Below are 19,383 nucleotides of genomic sequence, written 5' to 3' on the forward strand. Positions count from 1 at the left end.
AGGCCTCCGCAATGACCCAGTCGTCGGTCCTGGCCCGCGCACTGGTTCTGCTGGAGGCGTTCGATAACGCCCACCCGGTGTTGAAGCTGTCGGAACTCGCCGAGCGCACCGGTCTTCCGCAGACGACGGTCTACCGCCACGTCGTCGATCTCGTGCAGTGGGGTGCGCTGGATCGCGCCGCGAGTGGCGGATATCAGATCGGTCTGCGCATGGTGGAGATCGCCTCCTACTGTCCGCGCGCCAGGCCGATCCGTGATGTCGCGCTGCCGTTCATGGAGGACCTGTACGAGGCGACGCACCAGAATGTGCAGCTGGCGGTCCGTGATGGCACCGAAGTGGTCTATGTCGAATTCCTCGCCGGCCGCGACGCCGTATTCGTGCGCACACGTGTGGGCGCACGCTGGCCGATGCACGCGACCGGCGTCGGGCTGGCCATCCTGGCCTACGCTCCCGCCGAGGTTGTGGCCAAGATCGCCGACCGGCCGCTGGCGGTATTCACCACGAAGACGATCAGTACGCCCGAGGTGCTGCGGCGGGCACTGGCCGAGGTGCGCCGCACCGGGGTCGCGATCAGCGATGGACAGGTGACCCTCGACGGATATTCCGTCGCCGCACCGATTTTCGGTTCGGACGGCCAGGTCGCGGCGGCGCTGTCGATTGTCGTACCGGCCGGGGATGCCCGCCGGGGCATGTGGGCTCCGGCGGTGCGCACCGCGGCCCACGGCATCACCCGGCAGTTGGGTGGCGGGCGCTGACTTCCGTTCGACGGAAGTGTGTCTTGGCTCACGCATCGCGCGGCCCACACGATGGACCGCACAGCCCGCCCGGGGGATCACATTCAGGAGCATTCCGATGAGCCCGACAACCGCAATTGTCCGCAACCAGTGGTATGTGGCCGCCTACGGTCAGGAGATCGGTCGCGACTTGTTCGCGCGCACCATCTGCAACGAGCCACTGGTGTTCTACCGGACCGAGGACGGCGCGGTGGCGGCACTATCCGACCGCTGCATCCACCGCCGCTACCCGCTGTCGCAGTCGCGGCTGGTCGGTGACCGTGTCGTCTGCGGCTATCACGGCTTCACCTACGACCGCACCGGCAGCTGTGTCGCGGTGCCCGCGCAGACCCGCATTCCCCGCAGCGCCCGAGTCGCCTCTTACCCTGTGGTGGAACAGGATTCGTTCGTCTGGGTGTGGATCGGCGACCGCGAGTCGGCCGACCCGGGGGCGATACCGCGCGCACCGTGGCTGGTACAGGACGGCTGGACCACTATCCGCGGCCTGGAGACCATCCGGGCCAGGCATGCGCTGCTGATGGACAATCTGATGGACCTGTCCCACGAAACCTATTTGCACGGCGGCTATATCGGCACCCCAGAGGTCGCGGAGACGCCGATCACCACCGAGGTCGACCAGGCCGCCGGTGTGGTGCGGGTGAGCCGGCACATGGACGATGCCGAATGCCCGCCTTTCTATGCCAATTCGACCGGCATCGCCGGGCGCATCACCCGCTGGCAGGACATCGAGTTCCAGCCACCGTGCCTGTACCGGCTGCACAGTCGCGTCGCGCCGCAGGGCCACTATCCACCCGACGGCTATCTGCCCGGTCACGGCGCCGACGCCGATCTCGGCGCGTTCCACACCGAAATCGTGTACGCCCTCACTCCGGAAACCGCGCATTCGGTACACGACTTCTGGATGGTGGCAAGGGATTTCGCGATCGACGACCAGGACGTGACCGATTACCTGCACAAGAGCAATCACACCGTGGTCATGCAGGACGTGGTGGCGCTGAACCTGGTCGAGGAGGTCATCGCCGCGGAGGAACGCGCCGGAGGCGCCTACCAGGAGCTGTCGATCAATATCGACACCGGCGCGCTGGCGGCACGTCGGCTCATCGCCGAGCTCGCCCGGACCGAAACGACCCGAGCATGACCGCCTGTCACCGCGTGCAGTGGTACCCGGGCAGCGATCAACTATTCGGTCGATGCCATTGCGGTGCAACCCATATCGCCGATGACCCGATCGAGATCTGGCAGTGGTTGCTCGCCCACCCCGACGGTCATCACACCCGCGTTGCCGATCCGCAGCCCATGACTCTGATCGGAACCGGAGCATGACCGCCGAACCGGAATTCGCCGTCACCGTCGCCGACCGCCGCACCCTCGCCGACGGCATCGTCGAACTCACCCTCTCCGTAACCGAGGGGCACGTCCCGAAATGGCAACCGGGCGCACACATCGACCTGATTCTGCGCCCGGACCTGGTGCGCCAGTATTCGCTGTGCGGCGATCCCGACGACCACGACCGATTGACGGTCGCGGTCCTACGTGAGCCGAACAGCCGTGGTGGATCGGCCTACGTCCACGACCGGCTGACCGTGGGCGAGCGCGTGCGAATCCGAAGCCCCCGCAACAACTTCCCGCTTCGAGACGCGCAGCGCTATCGGTTCATCGCCGGTGGTGTCGGTATCACACCGCTGCTGCCGATGATCCGCACTGTCGCGGCCCGCGGCGGCGAATGGAGCCTGCATTACGGCGGCCGTACCCGCGCGAGCATGGCCTACCTACCCGAACTGTCGGCGCTCGGGCCGATCGAGGTGTGGCCGCAGAGCGAGACCGGCCCGCTCGATCTCGACGCCATCCTGTCCAATCCGGATCCGGGAACCCTGGTGTATTGCTGCGGCCCGGAGTCACTGCTGTCGGCCGTCGAAAGCCGCTGTGCCGCAATCTGGCCCGCCGATGCCCTGCACCTCGAGCGGTTCGCACCGAAGCCGACCGAAGTTACTGTCGATTCCGCCTTCGATGTCGAATGCGCGCAATCCGGTGTCACCGTGCACATCCCGGCGAACACCTCCATCCTCGACGCTGTCGAACAGGCCGGCATCGCGGTCTTGTCCTCCTGTCGCGAAGGCACCTGCGGCACCTGCGAGACCGTTGTCCTGGACGGTATTCCGGACCATCGCGACAGCATCCTCACCCCACAGGACACCGACGTGATGATGATCTGCCGCTCACGCGCCCACACCCCGCTTCTCGTCCTGGACATCTAGTCCGACTATCGAAAGGTTCCCGTTATGCCCGTCGTCAGAGTCTCAGATACTGATGTCCACTACTCCGTGGCCGGTGCCGGACCAGCATTGGTCCTCGTCCATGGCACCAGCATGAGTGCCGAATCCAATTTCGGGCACCTCATCGCCGGGTTCAGCGACCGCAACACCGTTGTCACACCCGACTACGCGGGCAGCGGCGGTACCACTGCACCCGAGGGCCGACTGACCCTTGACCTGCTGGTCCAGCAGATCATCGCGGCCATCGAGGACTCCTCGACCGGCCAGGTCGACCTGGTGGGTTTCTCCCTCGGCGCGGTTGTCGCGGCAGCGGTCGCGGGACGGCGTCCAGATCTGGTGCGCAGCCTCGTCCTGGTGGCGGGTTGGGCGGTGACCGAGGATCCCCGGCAACTGCTCGTCTTGCACGGCTGGGCGGCGTCGCTGGAGGCCGGTCCGGAAATGGCCTCCGCATTCGGTCCGCTGCTGGCGTTCAGCCCGGCGTTCCTGAGCGGACTCGGCCACGCGGGTCTGGCGCAATTGCGCGCCACGAAACCCGAACCGGGAACGCTGCGGCAGATCGAGGTGAACCTCGAAGTGGACATCCGGGACGAGCTCAGTCGTATCGCCGCACCGACGTTGGTGATCGGATGCACCCAGGACCAGCTGGTGCCGGTCACCCATGCCCGCGACCTGCATGCCGCGATCCCGAACAGTCGATACGCCGAAATCGATAGCGGCCATGTGGTGTTCTTCGAGAAGCCAGCCGAACTCGTGTCGCTTGTACAAGGTTTCCTGCACCCGGCCAGCTGACTGGACCGGCCCTCTGGGGGTGACCAGAGGGCCGGTATCGGATCAGCCTGCGACGGCCTTGATTTCGGGTTTATCGGAGTCGGCGAGGGCGAAGCGGCGTCCGCCCGCGGTCTTCGCCGAATACATCGCGCGATCGGCGCTACGCAGCAGATCGGTGAAATCACAGGAGTCGCCCGGCGGACAGTAGGCGGTGCCGACACTGGCCGAGACCGGCACCGGACCGGCCGTCGTCCACACCGGATCCTTCAGCGCGGCCACGATCTGACCTGCGATTTCGCCGACGGTCTTGTGCAACGGGTTGGTGGCGAGCACGAATTCGTCACCGCCGTAACGGCAAATGACCGTATCCGGCGGGCAGATCTCGCGCAGTCTGCGGGCCAGTTCGACGAGCACCTCGTCGCCGACGGCATGTCCGTAGTTGTCGTTGATCTGCTTGAACCGGTCCAGGTCGATCAGCAGCAGGCCGACGCCGCGGTTCGGGTCGGCCGTCATCAGCCGCACCTTGTCCTGCAGCAGCGTCCGGTTGGCCAGATCGGTCAGCGCGTCATGGGTGGCTTCGTGCCGCAGCCGATGCTGCAGCGCGGCGATCTCCTGCACCCGCAACGACACCGCGGCCGAAATGTGTTGCTCCTGCTGGGCCAGCGCCCGCTCCTGCAGCGCCTGGGCATAGCTGTCGATGGCCTGACTGGCCACCAGCGGCCAGCGCGTGGCGACCAGCGACCCGGGCGCCCCCGCCGGGAAGCCGAGCAGCCAGCGGGTGGCCTGGGCCAGCATTCTGGTCCGTTCGAACGGAGCCTCGACCAGCCGCGCCCCCAAATCCCGCGCCGCGGGCACCGGGAAGGGCTCGGACCTGGCCAGCAAAAGTAGCCGCCCGATGATCTCGACCAATACCGGCTGCAACTGTTGTGGTGACGCGTGTGATCCCGGTTCCGCGCAGACCGCACGCGCCCACGCGCCTGCCATCTGCGCTACCGGTGGTTCGACATCCGCAGACATCGCACTCACCCGCCACGGGTGATGTCGGTACCCGGGTGCCCTGTTCCCACACAGGTGCCGGCGTCACCCCGATCGTTCCCACTGCTACGCGGTTGTGTCCACCTCACTTGGTGCACGCTCACCGCCCCCTTTCCAGATACCCCCGTCCGGCAAAAAGGATCCTAGCAAGCCACTCGGCACTGAAAAACGCCGTTTTATAACGAGTTATCGGTCCCTCGCGAATGGCGATCGGGTATGTCATCGCTGTCGCACCGCCGGCGTTACACATCAATTTTGTTCGCCGGGAAGTCGCGGACCGACACGCCGACAGCATGCCGAAAGGGATGTTTCCGGCTCAGTGATAGCGATCGGCTACCGTCGACGGCGGGGATTCGGCGGACAGCGGCCGCGCTGAGCGCTTTAATGGGGGCTGATTGGCGTTTCCGCCGCCCGATTCGGTACAGTCGGTTCGCACACGACATCGTGGCGATCCCATCAGATGTCGTATGCCTGCGGGTGTAGTTCAATGGTAGAACCTCAGCCTTCCAAGCTGATGGTGCGGGTTCGATTCCCGTCACCCGCTCCACGCAGGATTCATCCTCGTCGGCACCGTCTTTCGCCGCGAGGCCACGGGGTGTAGCGCAGCTTGGTAGCGCATCCGCTTTGGGAGCGGAGGGTCGCAGGTTCAAATCCTGTCACCCCGACAAGAGTGCCAGTGTCCACGGACCGGGTTCGGTTGCGGTGGGCCACGTTCCGCGTTTCGCGTGTCACCCTCGGAGGTAGCTCGGCAAGGTGCTGGCGGGATGCGGCAAGGTAGCTGGCATCGCCGGTTCGGGGTGAAATTCCTACGATCCGATCGCTTCCCCGGCCCGTTGGGCGGTGCGGCATAGTGTGTAGCCGTGCCCGACCGTGACACGTCACCGGCCGCGACCGTTCTCGTGGTCGATGATGAGCCCAACATTCTGGACCTGCTCTCCGCCGCGCTGCGGATGAGCGGCTTCGATGTGCATACCGCCGGCAGCGGGTACGCGGCGCTCGCCGAAGCGGCGGCGCATCCGCCGGACATCGTGGTGCTGGACGTGATGCTTCCGGATCTGGACGGCTATGCGGTGGCGCGGCGGCTGCGGGAGACCGACAGTCGGGTACCGGTGCTGTTCCTGACGTCCCGGGACGCGGTCGAGGATCGGATCGCCGGGCTGGCCGCCGGTGGCGACGACTATGTGACCAAGCCGTTCAGCATCGAGGAGGTCCTGCTTCGGCTGCGCGCGATTCTGCGGCGCACCCTCGGCCCGGAGTCCGGCGACGATCGGGTGCTCAGGTACGCGGACCTGGAACTGGATGTCGATGCGCATGCGGCATATCGTGCGGGCACCGAGATCTGGCTGTCGGCCACCGAATTCAGCCTGCTGCAGTATCTGGTGGTCAACGCCGAGAAGGTGGTCAGCAAGCAGCAGATCATCGATCGGGTGTGGAGTGCGGAGACCGGCCGCGACGGACGTGTCGTGGAGACATTCATCAGCCAGCTCCGCCGCAAGGTCGATGCCCGGAATCCGCCGCTGATTCACACGATTCGCGGTGTCGGCTACACGCTGCGGCTCGGCGGCGGACGTTCGTGAGTGAGCGCGGCGAGCGAACAATCAACACTGCCGGGCATCGCTCGGTCATGGCGGAGCCGAGCGCCAGTGAGGCGCAGTCATGAACGAGCGGCGGGTGTGGAATCGGGCTCGCCGGTTGACCTTACGCACCCGGCTGCTGCTGGCCTTGGTCGCGATCGCCGGTATCGGAATGGCTGCCTTCGGCCTGCTCAGCGTGACCATGTTGGATCGCGCGCTGCTCGGCCGAGTAGACGACCAGCTGAATCACGTTGCCAGCGATATGACTTCGACCAAGCGGCCGCCGCCGCCCCCGCCATCCGGCCCGCCGGAGTACGAGCAGTTGCCGTCGGATTTCCGGCTGATGTTCTTCGATGTCGAAGGGCGTCAGATCGGCAAGCTCGGCGCACCGGCCCAGGTGAGCACCGTGCCCGGATTGCCCGCGATGGACGCGGCATCGGTACGCGCCCGCCCCAACAGTGCGTTCACGGTCGGTGACCAGAACAGCGATATCCGTTGGCGGGTGCGCACTGTCGTGCAGCCGGCGACCGAATGGCAGCCCGATGGGGGCACCGTCGCGATCGCGATGTCGCTGGCGACCACCGAGGCGACCACCGGCAACCTCCGCACGATCGAGTTGGTGGCGGGGGCCACGCTGCTGCTCGCCATCTGCGTGATCGCGGCGGTCCTGGTGCGAATCGGCCTGCGACCGCTGACCAGGATCGAGCACACGGCCGAGGCGATCGCGGGCGGGGATCTGGACCGCCGTGTCGCACAGACCGATCCGCATACCGAGGTCGGCAGGCTCGGCACCGCGTTCAATGTGATGGTCACCCGGCTGTCCACGGCACTACGTCAGCTCGCAGATTCCGAGCAGCGGATGCGGGCGTTCATCGCCGACGCCTCCCACGAACTGCGCACCCCGCTGACCTCGGTGCGCGGTTATGCCGAGCTGTATCGGCGCGGTGGTGCGTCGGACGAGGTTGGCGTGCGGGAGATGATGAGCCGGATCGAGGGCGAGGCGATCCGAATGGGTGTGCTCGTCGACGACCTGTTGCTGCTGGCCAAATCCGATCAGGAACGGGCGCTGGATCTGACGGAGGTCGATCTGGTGATGCTCGCGATGGAAGTGGTGCGCGATGCCGCCACCCGAGCTCCGGATCGGGATATCGGTCTGGAGAGTCCGGATGACCCGGTTCGGATCGTCGGTGACGAGCATCGGTTGCGGCAGGTCGTGACGAATCTGGTCACCAATGCGTTGGTGCATACGCCCGTCGAGGCGGCGATCACCGTCACCGTCGGGATCAGAGCCGCGACGGCGTTGATCGATCCGGTCGCCGCCGAAGCGGGTGCGGAACTGCCCGATGGGGCCGAATTCGCGGTACTCGATGTGCACGACGACGGACCCGGCATCGCGCCGGAGAACGCACCGCGCATCTTCGATCGCTTCTACCGGGCCGCCGAATCGCGTTCCCGCACCGGCGGTTCGGGACTCGGTCTCGCGATTGCGGATGCGATCCTGGGGGCGCACGGTGCGCGGATCCAGCTGTTGCGCACACCCGGCGCGGGTGCGACTTTCCGGATCCTTTTCGCCGTTTCCTGATCATCGGCGGGTTCGGCGCGAACGGGTTAAGTTAATGATTGTTCTGGTTTCGGGTAGGAGACGATGTCGTTGCACCGCACCGGCGGTCGCTGCCTGTGGAGGCGGTGTAAGACCAACCCGGCAGTCGTCGGGCGCGGCAGTCGCCGATGAAACTCAGTCGGCGATGAGGTGGTTCACGGGGCGGCCGAGGCGTGAGGTGCCGCATTCGCGTTGGCGGCGAATCACATAGCGCCCCGGAGCGATTGCGCTGGCACCGTGTTCGGGATGGATCAGGTAGGCGACCACGTGGGTGTCGAACCGAGTTGATCATCGGATCGGCAGAAATCGGCCGTGATCAGGTACGGGTTGTGCTTGGATCGGTCGCATGTCCGATCGGAAGGACCCGCGCGTCGACGCCTACATCGAGCCGCTCCCCCAGTGGCAGCAGGCGATCTGTCATGAGGTGCGCGAGTTGGTGCACGCCGCTGATCCCGAGGTCGTCGAGACCATCAAACGCACCGTCCAGCCGTACTTCGTGCTCGACGGCAATATCTGCGCCCTGCTCGCGGCCAAGACCCATGTGAATGTCTTCCTCTACGACGGCGGCATCGTGCCGGACCCCGAGGGCATCATCACCGGCGGCCACGAAAACAAGACCGGGCGCACCGTGGCCATCCACGAGGGCGAAAAGCTCAATGCCCCAGCTCTGCTCGCAATGTTCGAGCAGATCATCGCCAATAACCGCGCGGGTGGTTGGCGCAAGTTGAAACGCGAAAGCTGAACTTCCGCACCGATCATCGGTGCGGAAGCATCCGTCAATAGCCGATTGTGAAGCGCCGCTGGATGAATCGCGGTAGTTCGACCTCATCGAGTAGGGCGACAGCGGCGTCCTCGATGGAGATGCGGCTGTTGCCGTCGGTATCGCGGATCGGCTGGTCGCCGCCGACCCGGTAGCGGCCGGTGCGTTCGCCGGCTGCGATCAATTCGGCCGGGCTGAGGTAGGTCCAGAGTCGGTTCGAGGTGCGCAGGATATCGAGAGCGGCGCGGTGGCCGCGTACGGCTGCGGCGTATTCACGGGGCAGGCCGAGTCCATCGAGGGTATCGGCCAGGCGCCGGTCGTCATCGGCGGTGATCCGGCCGGGCTCGTACTCCAGGCTCCCCGCGCCGCCGACCACGATCAGCCGCGTGCGCGGGTGCGTATGCAGCGCATCGAGCAGTGAACGCGCGGCACTCGCGTAGACCGTCGGATCGGCGATGGAGCGTGCGACGGTGTCATCGAAATCGGCTGCCGCGTTTCCGGGTTGGTAGCAGCTGATAAGGACGTCCATGCCGGGGAGGGCCGCGGCAATGGCCGCGCTGTCGAAGATGTCGAGGCTGCGCCAGTTGACGTTCGGCTGGCTGGTGGTGATCTGGCCGGCGTCCCTGGTGAACGCCGTGACGTGGTGGCCGCGGGCGACCGCCTCGGTGAGTACTCGCTGGCCGATATTGCCGGTCGCGCCGACTACTCCGATGAACATGGTTCTCCTCCTACTGATTGATACGGTGTGTATAAACTATACGGCGTGAAGTTTTTGAGCAACGTCTAGTTTTCTCACGCCGCTGTAGAGTTGCCGCCGTGGGCACTGCGACGCCGAGCCGGCGGGAGTTACGACGCTCCGAGACGACAGCGGAGATCAAGCAGGTCGCGCTCCGGTTGATGGCCGAGGGCGGACCGGGCGCTATCACACTGCGGGCGATCGCGCGCGAAATGGGCATGACCGCCAACGCGGTCTACAGCTACTTCCCGACCCGCGACGACCTGATCACCGCGCTGATCAACGATGTGTACTCCGAACTGGCCGATGCGGTCGAGGCTGCCCGCGATGCCCGACCCGCCGCCGACGCTTCGGGGCGAATCCTCGCGTGGGCCTGTGCATTTCGCGATTGGTCCGTGGCGAATCCGGCTGGTTTCCGCCTCATCTACGGCGATCCCGTGCCCAACTACCAGGCTCCTGAGGGCGGTGCGGCCCCGGACGCGGAACACCGAGTGTGCGCCGGTCTGACCGGCTTGGCCGCAGGCGCGTGGCCGCACGCCGAAAACTTCTACGCGGACAATGGTTTCGAGTGGTCGGACTTCGAACCGAAACTCGTCGAAGAGGTCAAGGCGGAGTTCCCCGGCCTACCTCCCGCCGCCGTCGCGATCGCCCTGCGCATCTGGGGCCACCTGCACGGCCTGGTCTCCCTGGAAATCCTCGGACATCTGCGCTCCCAGACCACCGATCCGGAAAAGCTCTACCGCAACGAAATCCGCCACCTCATCCGTTCACTGGGATTGCGGCCACCCGAGCATTGAGCCCGGTCGTGGCTCCGGGCTGCTGGGCGCCGACACGGTTGTGCTGCCGTTTCTGGCGGCCTTCCTGATCGGCTCGCGCTGCCAGTCGGACATACGGACTGGACTATTCGGCCGACCGTTGCGTTCTGTGTTGTCGCGGTGGCCGCGGCGATCCGCGAGGTGTAGGCGCGTGGCTTCGCATCGGTGTCGAGCCCGCGGACCGATCGCCCGCGATCGCCGGCGCTCGCTGGTGCGGTATCAACTGGCGGCGCGAGTGCCGTTCAGCGTGTCGGCAGCCGGATCGCCGATGGCCACGCGGGCGGCGCGCTCGCTGAGCGCGGCGAGGAAGGGGAGGCGGGCGTCGCCGAGGGACATGGCGTGGTTGCCCAAATGGTTGGTGACGAAACCGATGCCCAGGCCGAGACCGGGATTGGCGATACCGCCAGAGCCGCCGATGCCGAAGTGACCGAGGGCTTGGCGGGTGAGGCGGGTTCCGACGATGGCGCGGTGGTAGCCGAGTGCGAAATGCGGTGGTGCGCCGAGGACGTAGTCGTAGCGGCTGTTCGGCGGCATTTCCGCGATGCGCCGCGTGGTTTCGGGACGGAGCAGGCGGCGGTGGCCGACCAAGCCGTCATTGGCGATTGCGCCGTACATCTTGGCGATGGCACGGGCGGTGAACACGCCGTTCCAGCCCGGCATCATCGCATCGTAGGGTCGCATGCCGAGGGTCATATCGGCCCAGCCGTCGTAGACCGCGCCGCGGGCGGAGTTCATCATCTTCACTGGGGCGAACGGTGCGATGAGCGTGTCGAACGGGACCCTGGCGATGCCGAGGCGAGGCGAGAGCCGAGCAAGTCGCTGCCGCTGATTCTCGGGTACGCCGAACCAGAAATCATTGTCGCCCAGTGGATCTCGAAGTTCGCTGCGGACGAGGTCGATGAAGTCGCGGCCGGTGGCGCGCTGCGCGATTTCCGCGACCAGGGTGCCGAAGGTCAGGCCGTGATATCCGGAAGCCCGCAGCCGCAATGGATCCGGCGCGGATGCGGCCATCGCGGTGGCCACGGCATCGTGGTCGAGCAGATCGTCCGAATCGGCGACCAGACCGCGGGTGCGCTGCATTCCGGCGCGATGGTTCAGCACCTCGCGGATCGTAATATTGCCCTTGCCCTGCGCCGCGAATGCCGGCCAATAGTCCGCCACCGCCGCGTCCAACTCGAGCACACCACGCTCGATCAGCCGATGCGCGACTGTCGCGGTGACACCCTTACCGGTCGAATAGGACAGTGCCATGGAATCGGCTCGCCACCGCCGGTCGCTATCTGCCCACCCTGCCCAGATATCGAGCACCGGCTCTCCGTGGAGGTACACCGCCAGCGCGCCGCCGCCCTGGCTCTTCCGCCGGAACATCGAAAGGAACTTGGCCGCGACGGTGGTGAATCGATCGTCGACCAGCATGTGGCCGGGCACGCCCGCGCCATCGGTGCTCGCAGCTGGCATGGTCAGACTCCTTTGTCTGTCAGATAACGCCACACAGGCTGCTGCTAACAGTTGCAAGCAGCCTGCTAACTTACTGTAACCAGCGTTACGCGATAGATGCAATGGCACGCACCGGTGGGCGGAATAGCGCGCGGCCCGACGAGGTTTGGCTGACCCGTGAAGATTGTTGTGATCGGTGCTACCGGAACCATCGGCTCGGCCCTCGTCGACGCCCTCGAGGCGAACCCGGATCATCAGGTTGTTCGCGCTTCGCGGCGCGGACCGGTCCAGATCGACCTGGCCGATCCGGTGTCGATCGCCGCGTTGTTCGATGCGGTGGACAATATCGACGCGGTCGTCGCCGTAGCCGCCAGCGGCCAACTCGCAGAACTCGCCGACTCGACCGACAACGAGTACTTCCTCGGCCTGGAAGGCAAATTCCTAGGCCAAATTCACCTGGTCCGCCACGCTATCCGGCACCTCAATGACTCCGGATCCATCACGCTGACCAATGGCATCTCGACCTTCTCCGAGCCGGGCCTGTCCTTCGCGGCTGCGGTCAATGCGGGTCTCGGCGGCTTCGTGCCCGCGGCGGCGCTGGAACTGCCGCGCGGAATCCGCTTGAATTCGGTGAGTCCGGGCTGGATCTCGGAGACCCTCACCGCACTCGGGCGTAACGGTTCTGCGGGCACTCCGGTGGCCGATGTTGTCCGGGCCTATGTGGAGCTGATCGAGGGATCTGCCCACGGCCGGGTGGTCGAGCCATGACCAGGTACCGGCCGCGGGGGTGATCCTTCACAGGCGTGGGTCGACCGGCTCCGATTCGAGGGCGAGGACCGCGAACACCGCTTCGTGCACGCGCCACAGCGGTTCACCTGCGACGAAACGGTCCAGCGCTTCCAGGCCCAGCGCATACTCGCGCAGCGCCATTGAGCGCTTGCGGCCCAGACCGCGGGTGCGCAACCTGTGTAGGTTGTTGTCGCGCAGGTACTCCGGGCCGTAAATGATCCGGAGGTATTCGGGGCCTCGGCATTTCACGCCCGGCTGAACCAGGTGGTCGCCTTCGTTACGGACCATCGCGGCGTACGGCTTCACCACCATGCCCTCGCCGCCCGCCGTGGTCAGCTCGGTCCACCAGCTGGTGGCGGCGGCTTCGCTGTCCGGATCGGTCAGATCGACGATCGTTCGGCCGGTCGGGGTGAACAGGTCGGGATCGGCGGCGACCAGCCGGTCGGCCGTCGATAAATGCCAATCATGATCGCGCACTGCGTAATTGATTCCCGAGCCCGCCAGGATCTGGAACGGTGCGATGCGCAGACCGGCCAAGCCGTCGACTTGCCAGCAGTAGCGGCCGTAGGCGGTGGTGAAGGCCACCGCGTCGGTCTTGCGCGCGGCGGTGCGGTTCGCGAGATCGGTTACATCCAAGCCGCGAGCTGCGACGTCGGCAAGCAGATCGGTCGCGGTGCCGAGTGCCGCACGGGCGGCCGCACCGACGGCGGCGTACTGATTGCGCAGCAAGCCAACGGCTTTGGCCGACCACGGCATCAGCTCGGTATCGAGCAGCAGCCATTCGGTGTTCAGTTCATCGAACAGGCCCGCCGTTTCGGCCGCGGTACGAACCCGGGCGAGCAGCTCCTCGGTCTGCGCGGTGTCGTCGAAGAACGGACGCCCGGTGCGGGTGTAGAGCGCGCCGGTACTGCCGTCATCGACACCGAACCGATCGGCCGCGGCCTGCGCTGAGCGTGTCACGAGGACGATTGCGCGCGAGCCCATATGCTTCTCCTCGCACACCACGCGCCGCACACCTTCGGACCGGTAGTAGTCGAAGGCTTCGGCGGGATGTTCGAGGTAGCCGTCCAGCTGGGTGGTCGCACAAGGCGCCATGGTCGGCGGTAGGTACACCAGCCAGCGCGGGTCGACGGCGAAGCGGCTCATCACTTCCAATGCGGCCCCGGCGTTTTCCTCCTGCACGCCGACGCGGCCGTGCTGCCGGGTTTCCACGACGCGGCGGCCCATCACATCGTCCAGATCGAGCACGCCGGGATCGCGATGCACCACACCGTCGGGCGTCGCGATGGTAGTGGCCTGCAGCGGACGTACCGGTTCGTACCAAACCCGTTCGGCCGGAACCGAAACCGGCACGCGCTCCGGATACCGCAGAGCCGAGAGCTTGCCACCGAAGACGACCCCGGTATCCAGGCACAGAGTGTTGTTCACCCAGCGCAGATCGGTGACCGGCGTGTGGCCGTACAGCACGGTGGCGCGACCGCGATAATCCTCGGCCCATGGATAACGCACCGGCAGACCGTATTCGTCTGTCTCCCCGGTGGATTCGCCGTACATCGCGAAGGCGCGAACCCGCCCCGAAGCGCGCCCGTGGTACTCCTGCTTGAGCCCGGCGTGCGCGACCACCAGTCGGCCGTCGTCGAGCACATAGTGGCTGATCAGGCCACGGCAGAAGTCCAGCGCCGCCTTGCGAAAATCCTCGTCCTCGGCCTCCAATTGGGCCAGTGATTCCGCGAGTCCGTGCGCGATACGCACCTTCTGGCCGTCGAGTGCGCGCACCAGCTTGTTCTCATGATTTCCGGTGACGCACAACGCAGTTCCCGCGCGCACCATCCCCATGACGAGTCGGAGCACACCCGGCGTATCCGGCCCGCGATCGACCAGATCGCCGACGAATACCGCGGTTCGCCCGGCCGGGTGACTCGCGCCGACGGCCCGGCCGGCGTCGTCACGCGCTAGGTCGTAGCCGAGTTCGCCCAGCAGCGTTTCCAATTCGGTGCGGCAGCCGTGTACGTCGCCGATCACATCGAACGGCCCCGTGAGCTCACGCTTGTCGTTCCATGCCTTTTCGTCGACGATGGTCGCCGAGTCGATCTCCTCGACACCGCGCAGTATGTACACCTTCCGGAAGCCCTCGCGTTCCAGACCGCGCATGCCCCGGCGCAGTTCGCGCTGCTGCCGGGACACCACGTGCCTGGGCAGGTGCGACCGGTCGGGACGTTGCGTATTGCGTTCGAAGCACACGCCATCCGGGACGTCGAGCACGATCGCTACCGGCAGCACATCGTGCGCTCGCGCCACCGCGATCAGCTCCTGACGCGCCTTGGGCTGCACATTGGTGGCGTCGATAACGGTGCGTAGGCCGCGCCGCAGCCGGATACCGGCGATGTGGTGCAGCAATGCGAAGGCGTCCGGCGTCGACGACTGATCGTTCTCGTCATCGCTGACAGTCCCGCGACACGCATCCGAGGACACGATCGCGGTCTGCCGAAAGTGCTTGCGTGCGAACGTCGATTTGCCCGATCCGGTACTGCCGATCAGCACGACGAGGGAGAGCTCCGGGACGGATAGCTCGGTCATTACGCGGCTCCTCTCGTACTGCTATCGGTCGCGGCCTTCGTGAACAGGGCCAGCTGGGTGGGCGGGCCGAATTCGGGATGTTCGACACCGACGGGCACCAAGCGCACCGTGTACCCGTACCGTTCGGCCACGCGAGACCCCCAGTCCGCGAATTCCGCACGGGTCCACTCGAATCGGTGATCGGAGTGCCGGAATTTGCCCGCGGGCAGCGTCTCGTACACCACATTGTGCTCCGCATTCGGCGTCGTTACTACCACGGAACCCGGTGCGGCCGAACCGAATACGGAGGATTCGAGCGCACCCAACCGCGGCTCGTCGATGTGCTCGACGACCTCCATCAGTACGGCAGCGTCATAGCCGCGCAGGCGCGCATCGGTATACGTCAACGCCCCCTGCAGCAACGTCAACCGCTGCGCCACCCGCTCCGGCATCCGATCCAGCCGCAACCGCCGCTTGGTGATATTCAACGCTCGCATCGATACGTCGACACCGACGACTTCGGTAAAGGCCTTGTCGACCAGTAGTTCTCGCAACAATGCCCCCTCGCCGCAGCCCAGATCGAGCACCCGATGTGCCCCGACCTCCCGCAGCGCGGCCAGGACCGCCGCCCGCCGCATCACCGCCAACGACGGTGCACGCTCTTCGCTATCGGCTACCGGCGCAGCCTCCGTCGACGCGGGGGATTCCACGGCGATCTCGGTTGCTACGGCCGCGCCATTTTCAGCGGGCTCGTCCGCCCCGTCGACCCCCTCCTCGACCGCATCGAGCTCCTCGGCCTCGACATCGTCCACCTCGGCCAACCGCGCCAGCGCGGTCCGCACCAGCGACTGACGGCGCGCTAAGTACCGCCGCGTGATCCAGCTCCGTTCCGGATGCTCGGCCAACCACCCGGCCCCCGCGCGAATCAGCTTGTCGACCTCGTCTGCGGCCAGCCAGTAGTGCTTGGCCCCATCGAGCACCGGCAGCAGGACATACAGGTGCGCGAGTGCGTCGGCAAGGCGGATGGTTCCGGTGAGTTCCAGTCGTACGTAATGCGAATCGCCCCACTCCGGAAAGGCCGGATCGAGGGGGAGTGGTTCAGCGATCACGGTCCAGCCCAGCGGTGCGAAGATCCGCTCGGCCGCTTCCGGGCCGCCCTTGCACGGCACCGCGGGCAATGCGATCCGCAACGGCAGCGCGGTCTGCGCCAATCCCGGCCGTTGATCGCAGCGTCCGTGCAGTGCGGTGCGGAATACCGCGCCGAGCGCCACCGACAGCAGCGACGACGCCGCATACGGCCGATCGTTGACATACTGTCCGAGACTGAAATCCGGTGTGCTGCGCGAGCGCCCGCGCACCAATCGGATCGGATCCACCTCCAAGAGCAGCGCCGCGGTACAGCGCGCCGCGGTCGCCTCCGAGTACATCACATGCGCGGTGCCGTAGGACTGCTCGAACGCCTGCACTCGGTCCGGGTTCTTATGCAGCAAGAAGCCCAGATCGGTCGCGGGCCAAGCCGCGCCTTCCGGCGGTGTGCAGGTGATCGTCAACAGCATCTTGCGATCGTCGCCGAGCCGCACACCGCACGCAAGGAAGTTTCGCGGGCCTTATCAGAGACTGAGGTTCGGCCAGGTCCAGTTCGCGACCGCCGGAATGTCCTCGCCGTGTTCTCGAGTCCAGGCACGGGCATTCCAGCGTGCGTCGACCATCTCCTGCCGCAGTCCCGCCGCCTTCTCCCGCAGGGTCGGCACCCGATCGATCACATCCATGACCAGGTGGTATCGGTCCAGATCGTTGAGCATTACCATATCGAAAGGTGTTGTCGTGGTGCCCTTTTCTTTGTATCCGCGCACATGCAGCTCACTGTGGTTGGTGCGCCGGTAGGTGAGTCGATGGATCAACCACGGGTATCCGTGGAATGCGAAGATCACCGGTCGGTCCCGGGTGAACAGCGAGTCGAACTCGCTGTCGGACAGGCCGTGCGGATGTTCGTCGGATGGTTGCAGCCGCATCAGGTCGACCACATTCACCACTCGCATACGCAGTTCCGGCAGACGCGCACGCAGAATCGCCGCCGCCGCGAGCGTTTCCAGCGTCGGTACATCCCCGGCACAGGCGAGCACGACATCGGGCGTGGTGCCCGGATCGTCGTTCTGTCCGGCCCAGCCCCAGATTCCGGCGCCGCGCGCGCAGTGCACGGCGGCATCGGAAACCGAAAGCCAGTCCGCTTGTGGCTGTTTCCCGGCGACCACCACATTGACGTAGTGCCGTGAACGCAGACAGTGATCGTAGGTCGACAGCAGCGTATTCGCGTCCGGCGGCAGATACACTCGCACGATCGATGGCTTCTTGTTCAGCACCACATCGAGGAATCCGGGATCCTGATGGGTGAATCCATTGTGGTCCTGTCGCCAAACATGTGATGACAGAAGGTAATTCAAGCTCGCGATGGGTCGCCGCCACGGTACCGCCGCACTCGCGTCCAACCATTTGGCATGCTGGTTGAACATCGCGTCGATGATGTGGATGAATGCCTCGTAGCAGGTGAACACCCCGTGCCTGCCGGTCAGCAGATAGCCCTCGAGCAGCCCTTGGCACATATGCTCGGACAGCACCTCGATCACCCGTCCAATGCGGTCGAGATCCACATCGAAGTCGCCGATTTCGGCCTGCCAGTTACGGCCGGTGACCTGCAGAATGTCCTGCAGTCGATTGCTCGCCAATTCGTCGGGGGCGAAGGTCAGGAAGTTGTTCGTATTGCGCGCGGTGACGTCGCGCAGCCAGGCGCCGAGCACCCGGGTCGCCTCGTGCTGGGTCGCTCCCGGCTCGCGCACCTCGACGCCGTAGGACCGCCAATCGGGCAGCCGCAGATCCCGAACGAGCATGCCCCCGTTGGCAATTGGATTCGCGCTCAGGCGTCGATCGCCGTCCGGCACCAGGTCGAGCAGCTCCGTGACCGGCCTGCCCGACTCATCGAAGAGCTGCTCCGGCTGATAGGACCGCAACCACTGTTCGAGCACGGCCCGATGCGCATCATCGGTGCGCGCACCCGCCAATGGCACCTGATGTGCCCGGAAAGTCCCCTCGACCGGATCGCCGTCGACCACCGGCGGGCAGGTCCACCCCTTCGGTGTGCGCAGCACGATCATCGGCCAGCTCGGGCGCACCCCATCGGTCCCTGTGCGTGCGGCCCGCTGAATCTCGGTGATGCGATCCAGGGCGGTGTCCACGGCAGTGGCCATCTCCTGATGGACGGCCGCGGGGTCGCTGCCCGAGACGACGATCGGCTCGTAGCCGTATCCGCGCATCAGCGACAGCAATTCGGATTCCGGAATGCGCGCAAGGATGGTCGGATTGGCGATCTTGTACTGATTCAACGCGAGAATCGGCAGCACCGCGCCGTCGCGCATCGGGTTGAGGAATTTATTGGCGTGCCAGCTGGTGGCCAGCGGTCCTGTCTCCGCCTCACCGTCGCCGACCACACAGAACACCGTCAGATCCGGATTGTCCAGCGCCGCCCCGAACGCGTGCAACAGCGAATAACCGAGCTCGCCGCCCTCGTGGAAGGAACCCGGCGTCTCCGGCGCACAGTGACTCGGCACTCCGCCGGGGAAGGAGAACTGTGCGAACAGCGCGCCCATCCCCGGCTCGTCCTGCGGCACATGGCTGTACAGCTCGGAGTACGTCCCCTCCAACCAGGCGCAGGCATTCGGTCCCGGCCCGCCGTGACCTGGCCCGGCCACGAAGACCGCGTCGAGATCGCGCTGCCGAATCGCCCGATTGGCGTGCACCCAGACCAGATTCAGGCCGGGCACGGTGCCGAAATGTCCGAGCAACCGCGGTTTGATGTGCTCGGCCCGCAGCGGTTCGCGCAGCAGCGGATTGCTCATCAGATAGATCTGGCCCACCGCCAGATAGTTCGCGGCCCGCCACCACGCGTCGAGCGTTTCCAGTTCCGCGCGCTCGAGCGGCCCTGGCACTTCCGCGAGCCGATACGGTTGCGGCGCGACGGTCGCACCGCCGCCGCTTTCGACATTGTCGGCCGAGGTATCGCCCCCGACACTGGCCATCTGGGTCATGCGCCGACTCTCCTCACTCGGGCATCGGCGGCGGCACCTGGAGGGACCGCCGGTTACCGGGTCCTGCACGGTTGCCGACGTTGGATTGATAACGCCGGATGGAGAATTCACAGCCAGCCTACCCACGTGTGTCCGTGTCAATCGGTTCTCACGGTCTCGCGTCGAGG

15 protein-coding genes and 2 tRNA genes are annotated in these 19,383 nt (G+C 66.0%); 11 read left to right on the forward strand and 6 right to left on the reverse strand.

The annotated features are described in order from the left end of the window. The first annotated feature begins 11 nt into the window (after positions 1-11). From ACIBJI_RS11470 to ACIBJI_RS11485, 4 genes are all read left to right on the forward strand, one after another. Positions 12-755, forward strand: a complete 744-nt coding sequence (locus tag ACIBJI_RS11470; RefSeq protein ID WP_397083947.1) for an IclR family transcriptional regulator — start codon at positions 12-14, stop codon at positions 753-755. Positions 756-852: 97 nt separating this feature from the next. Beyond that, on the forward strand, positions 853-1,932 hold the full coding sequence (locus ACIBJI_RS11475; protein ID WP_397083950.1) for a Rieske 2Fe-2S domain-containing protein: 1,080 nt from the start codon (positions 853-855) through the stop codon (positions 1,930-1,932). Positions 1,933-2,113: 181 nt separating this feature from the next. Next, entirely contained in the window at positions 2,114-3,049 is a 936-nt protein-coding gene (locus ACIBJI_RS11480; RefSeq protein ID WP_397083952.1) for a PDR/VanB family oxidoreductase, read from the forward strand. Between the two features lie 24 nt (positions 3,050-3,073). Next, on the forward strand, positions 3,074-3,856 hold the full coding sequence (locus tag ACIBJI_RS11485) for an alpha/beta fold hydrolase (RefSeq protein ID WP_397083954.1): 783 nt from the start codon (positions 3,074-3,076) through the stop codon (positions 3,854-3,856). Between the two features lie 42 nt (positions 3,857-3,898). Here the strand turns inward: ACIBJI_RS11485 and ACIBJI_RS11490 are convergent, their stop codons facing one another. After that, on the reverse strand, positions 3,899-4,852 hold the full coding sequence (locus tag ACIBJI_RS11490; RefSeq protein WP_397083956.1) for a diguanylate cyclase domain-containing protein: 954 nt from the start codon (positions 4,850-4,852) through the stop codon (positions 3,899-3,901). A gap of 491 nt (positions 4,853-5,343) precedes the next feature. Between ACIBJI_RS11490 and ACIBJI_RS11495 the strand changes: the two genes are divergently transcribed. The 5 genes from ACIBJI_RS11495 to ACIBJI_RS11515 all read left to right on the forward strand — a co-directional run bounded on the left by ACIBJI_RS11495 (position 5,344) and on the right by ACIBJI_RS11515 (position 8,786). Further along, positions 5,344-5,417 (forward strand) — tRNA-Gly (locus tag ACIBJI_RS11495). 44 nt (positions 5,418-5,461) lie between these two features. Then, positions 5,462-5,535: transfer RNA gene (locus ACIBJI_RS11500), tRNA-Pro, on the forward strand. A gap of 195 nt (positions 5,536-5,730) precedes the next feature. Further along, positions 5,731-6,447, forward strand: a complete 717-nt coding sequence (locus tag ACIBJI_RS11505; protein WP_364338953.1) for a response regulator transcription factor — start codon at positions 5,731-5,733, stop codon at positions 6,445-6,447. 79 nt (positions 6,448-6,526) lie between these two features. Further along, positions 6,527-8,026 (forward strand): ATP-binding protein, encoded by a 1,500-nt coding sequence (locus ACIBJI_RS11510; protein ID WP_364338955.1) that lies wholly within the window; start codon positions 6,527-6,529, stop codon positions 8,024-8,026. 364 nt (positions 8,027-8,390) lie between these two features. After that, the gene (locus ACIBJI_RS11515) at positions 8,391-8,786 is read left to right on the forward strand and encodes a DUF1801 domain-containing protein (protein ID WP_364338957.1); all 396 of its coding nucleotides are present in this window, start codon (positions 8,391-8,393) and stop codon (positions 8,784-8,786) included. A 34-nt stretch (positions 8,787-8,820) separates the two neighbouring features. Here ACIBJI_RS11515 and ACIBJI_RS11520 read toward each other — a convergent pair whose 3' ends face one another. Beyond that, positions 8,821-9,522 (reverse strand): NAD(P)H-binding protein, encoded by a 702-nt coding sequence (locus tag ACIBJI_RS11520; protein ID WP_364338959.1) that lies wholly within the window; start codon positions 9,520-9,522, stop codon positions 8,821-8,823. A gap of 98 nt (positions 9,523-9,620) precedes the next feature. Here ACIBJI_RS11520 and ACIBJI_RS11525 point away from each other — a divergent pair, with 98 nt between their 5' ends. After that, complete coding sequence (locus tag ACIBJI_RS11525; RefSeq protein ID WP_364338961.1) at positions 9,621-10,337, forward strand: TetR/AcrR family transcriptional regulator; 717 nt, start codon at positions 9,621-9,623, stop codon at positions 10,335-10,337. A 237-nt stretch (positions 10,338-10,574) separates the two neighbouring features. Here ACIBJI_RS11525 and ACIBJI_RS11530 read toward each other — a convergent pair whose 3' ends face one another. After that, entirely contained in the window at positions 10,575-11,813 is a 1,239-nt protein-coding gene (locus ACIBJI_RS11530; protein WP_364338963.1) for a serine hydrolase domain-containing protein, read from the reverse strand. Between the two features lie 156 nt (positions 11,814-11,969). Here ACIBJI_RS11530 and ACIBJI_RS11535 point away from each other — a divergent pair, with 156 nt between their 5' ends. Beyond that, a complete protein-coding gene (locus ACIBJI_RS11535; RefSeq protein WP_364338965.1) occupies positions 11,970-12,560 on the forward strand; it encodes a short chain dehydrogenase in 591 nt (196 codons plus the stop codon). A gap of 27 nt (positions 12,561-12,587) precedes the next feature. On the opposite strand, the gene ACIBJI_RS11540 is transcribed toward ACIBJI_RS11535, so the two are convergent. From ACIBJI_RS11540 to ACIBJI_RS11550, 3 genes are read right to left on the reverse strand one after another with little or no spacing between them, the layout of a single operon-like run. Next, on the reverse strand, positions 12,588-15,158 hold the full coding sequence (locus tag ACIBJI_RS11540) for a polynucleotide kinase-phosphatase (protein WP_397083960.1): 2,571 nt from the start codon (positions 15,156-15,158) through the stop codon (positions 12,588-12,590). Continuing rightward, entirely contained in the window at positions 15,158-16,693 is a 1,536-nt protein-coding gene (locus ACIBJI_RS11545; protein ID WP_397083962.1) for a 3' terminal RNA ribose 2'-O-methyltransferase Hen1, read from the reverse strand. Before ACIBJI_RS11545 ends, ACIBJI_RS11540 begins: the two co-directional genes overlap by 1 nt. 54 nt (positions 16,694-16,747) lie before the next feature. Next, on the reverse strand, positions 16,748-19,216 hold the full coding sequence (locus ACIBJI_RS11550) for a phosphoketolase family protein (protein ID WP_364338971.1): 2,469 nt from the start codon (positions 19,214-19,216) through the stop codon (positions 16,748-16,750). Between the last annotated feature and the right edge of the window lie 167 nt (positions 19,217-19,383).

The sequence above is a fragment of the Nocardia sp. NPDC050408 genome, assembly GCF_044458905.1.
GTDB lineage: Bacteria > Actinomycetota > Actinomycetes > Mycobacteriales > Mycobacteriaceae > Nocardia.

Bases quoted from the DNA above. Each gene is read 5' to 3' on its own strand.
- ACIBJI_RS11475 (WP_397083950.1), top strand. From the start codon at position 853: ATGAGCCCGACAACCGCAATTGTCCGCAACCAGTGGTATGTGGCCGCC.
- ACIBJI_RS11510 (WP_364338955.1), top strand. From the start codon at position 6,527: ATGAACGAGCGGCGGGTGTGGAATCGGGCTCGCCGGTTGACCTTACGC.
- ACIBJI_RS11470 (WP_397083947.1), top strand. From the start codon at position 12: ATGACCCAGTCGTCGGTCCTGGCCCGCGCACTGGTTCTGCTGGAGGCG.
- ACIBJI_RS11530 (WP_364338963.1), bottom strand. From the start codon at position 11,813: ATGCCAGCTGCGAGCACCGATGGCGCGGGCGTGCCCGGCCACATGCTG.
- ACIBJI_RS11545 (WP_397083962.1), bottom strand. From the start codon at position 16,693: ATGCTGTTGACGATCACCTGCACACCGCCGGAAGGCGCGGCTTGGCCC.
- ACIBJI_RS11540 (WP_397083960.1), bottom strand. From the start codon at position 15,158: ATGACCGAGCTATCCGTCCCGGAGCTCTCCCTCGTCGTGCTGATCGGC.
- ACIBJI_RS11490 (WP_397083956.1), bottom strand. From the start codon at position 4,852: ATGTCTGCGGATGTCGAACCACCGGTAGCGCAGATGGCAGGCGCGTGG.
- ACIBJI_RS11520 (WP_364338959.1), bottom strand. From the start codon at position 9,522: ATGTTCATCGGAGTAGTCGGCGCGACCGGCAATATCGGCCAGCGAGTA.
- ACIBJI_RS11550 (WP_364338971.1), bottom strand. From the start codon at position 19,216: ATGACCCAGATGGCCAGTGTCGGGGGCGATACCTCGGCCGACAATGTC.
- ACIBJI_RS11485 (WP_397083954.1), top strand. From the start codon at position 3,074: ATGCCCGTCGTCAGAGTCTCAGATACTGATGTCCACTACTCCGTGGCC.
- ACIBJI_RS11515 (WP_364338957.1), top strand. From the start codon at position 8,391: ATGTCCGATCGGAAGGACCCGCGCGTCGACGCCTACATCGAGCCGCTC.
- ACIBJI_RS11480 (WP_397083952.1), top strand. From the start codon at position 2,114: ATGACCGCCGAACCGGAATTCGCCGTCACCGTCGCCGACCGCCGCACC.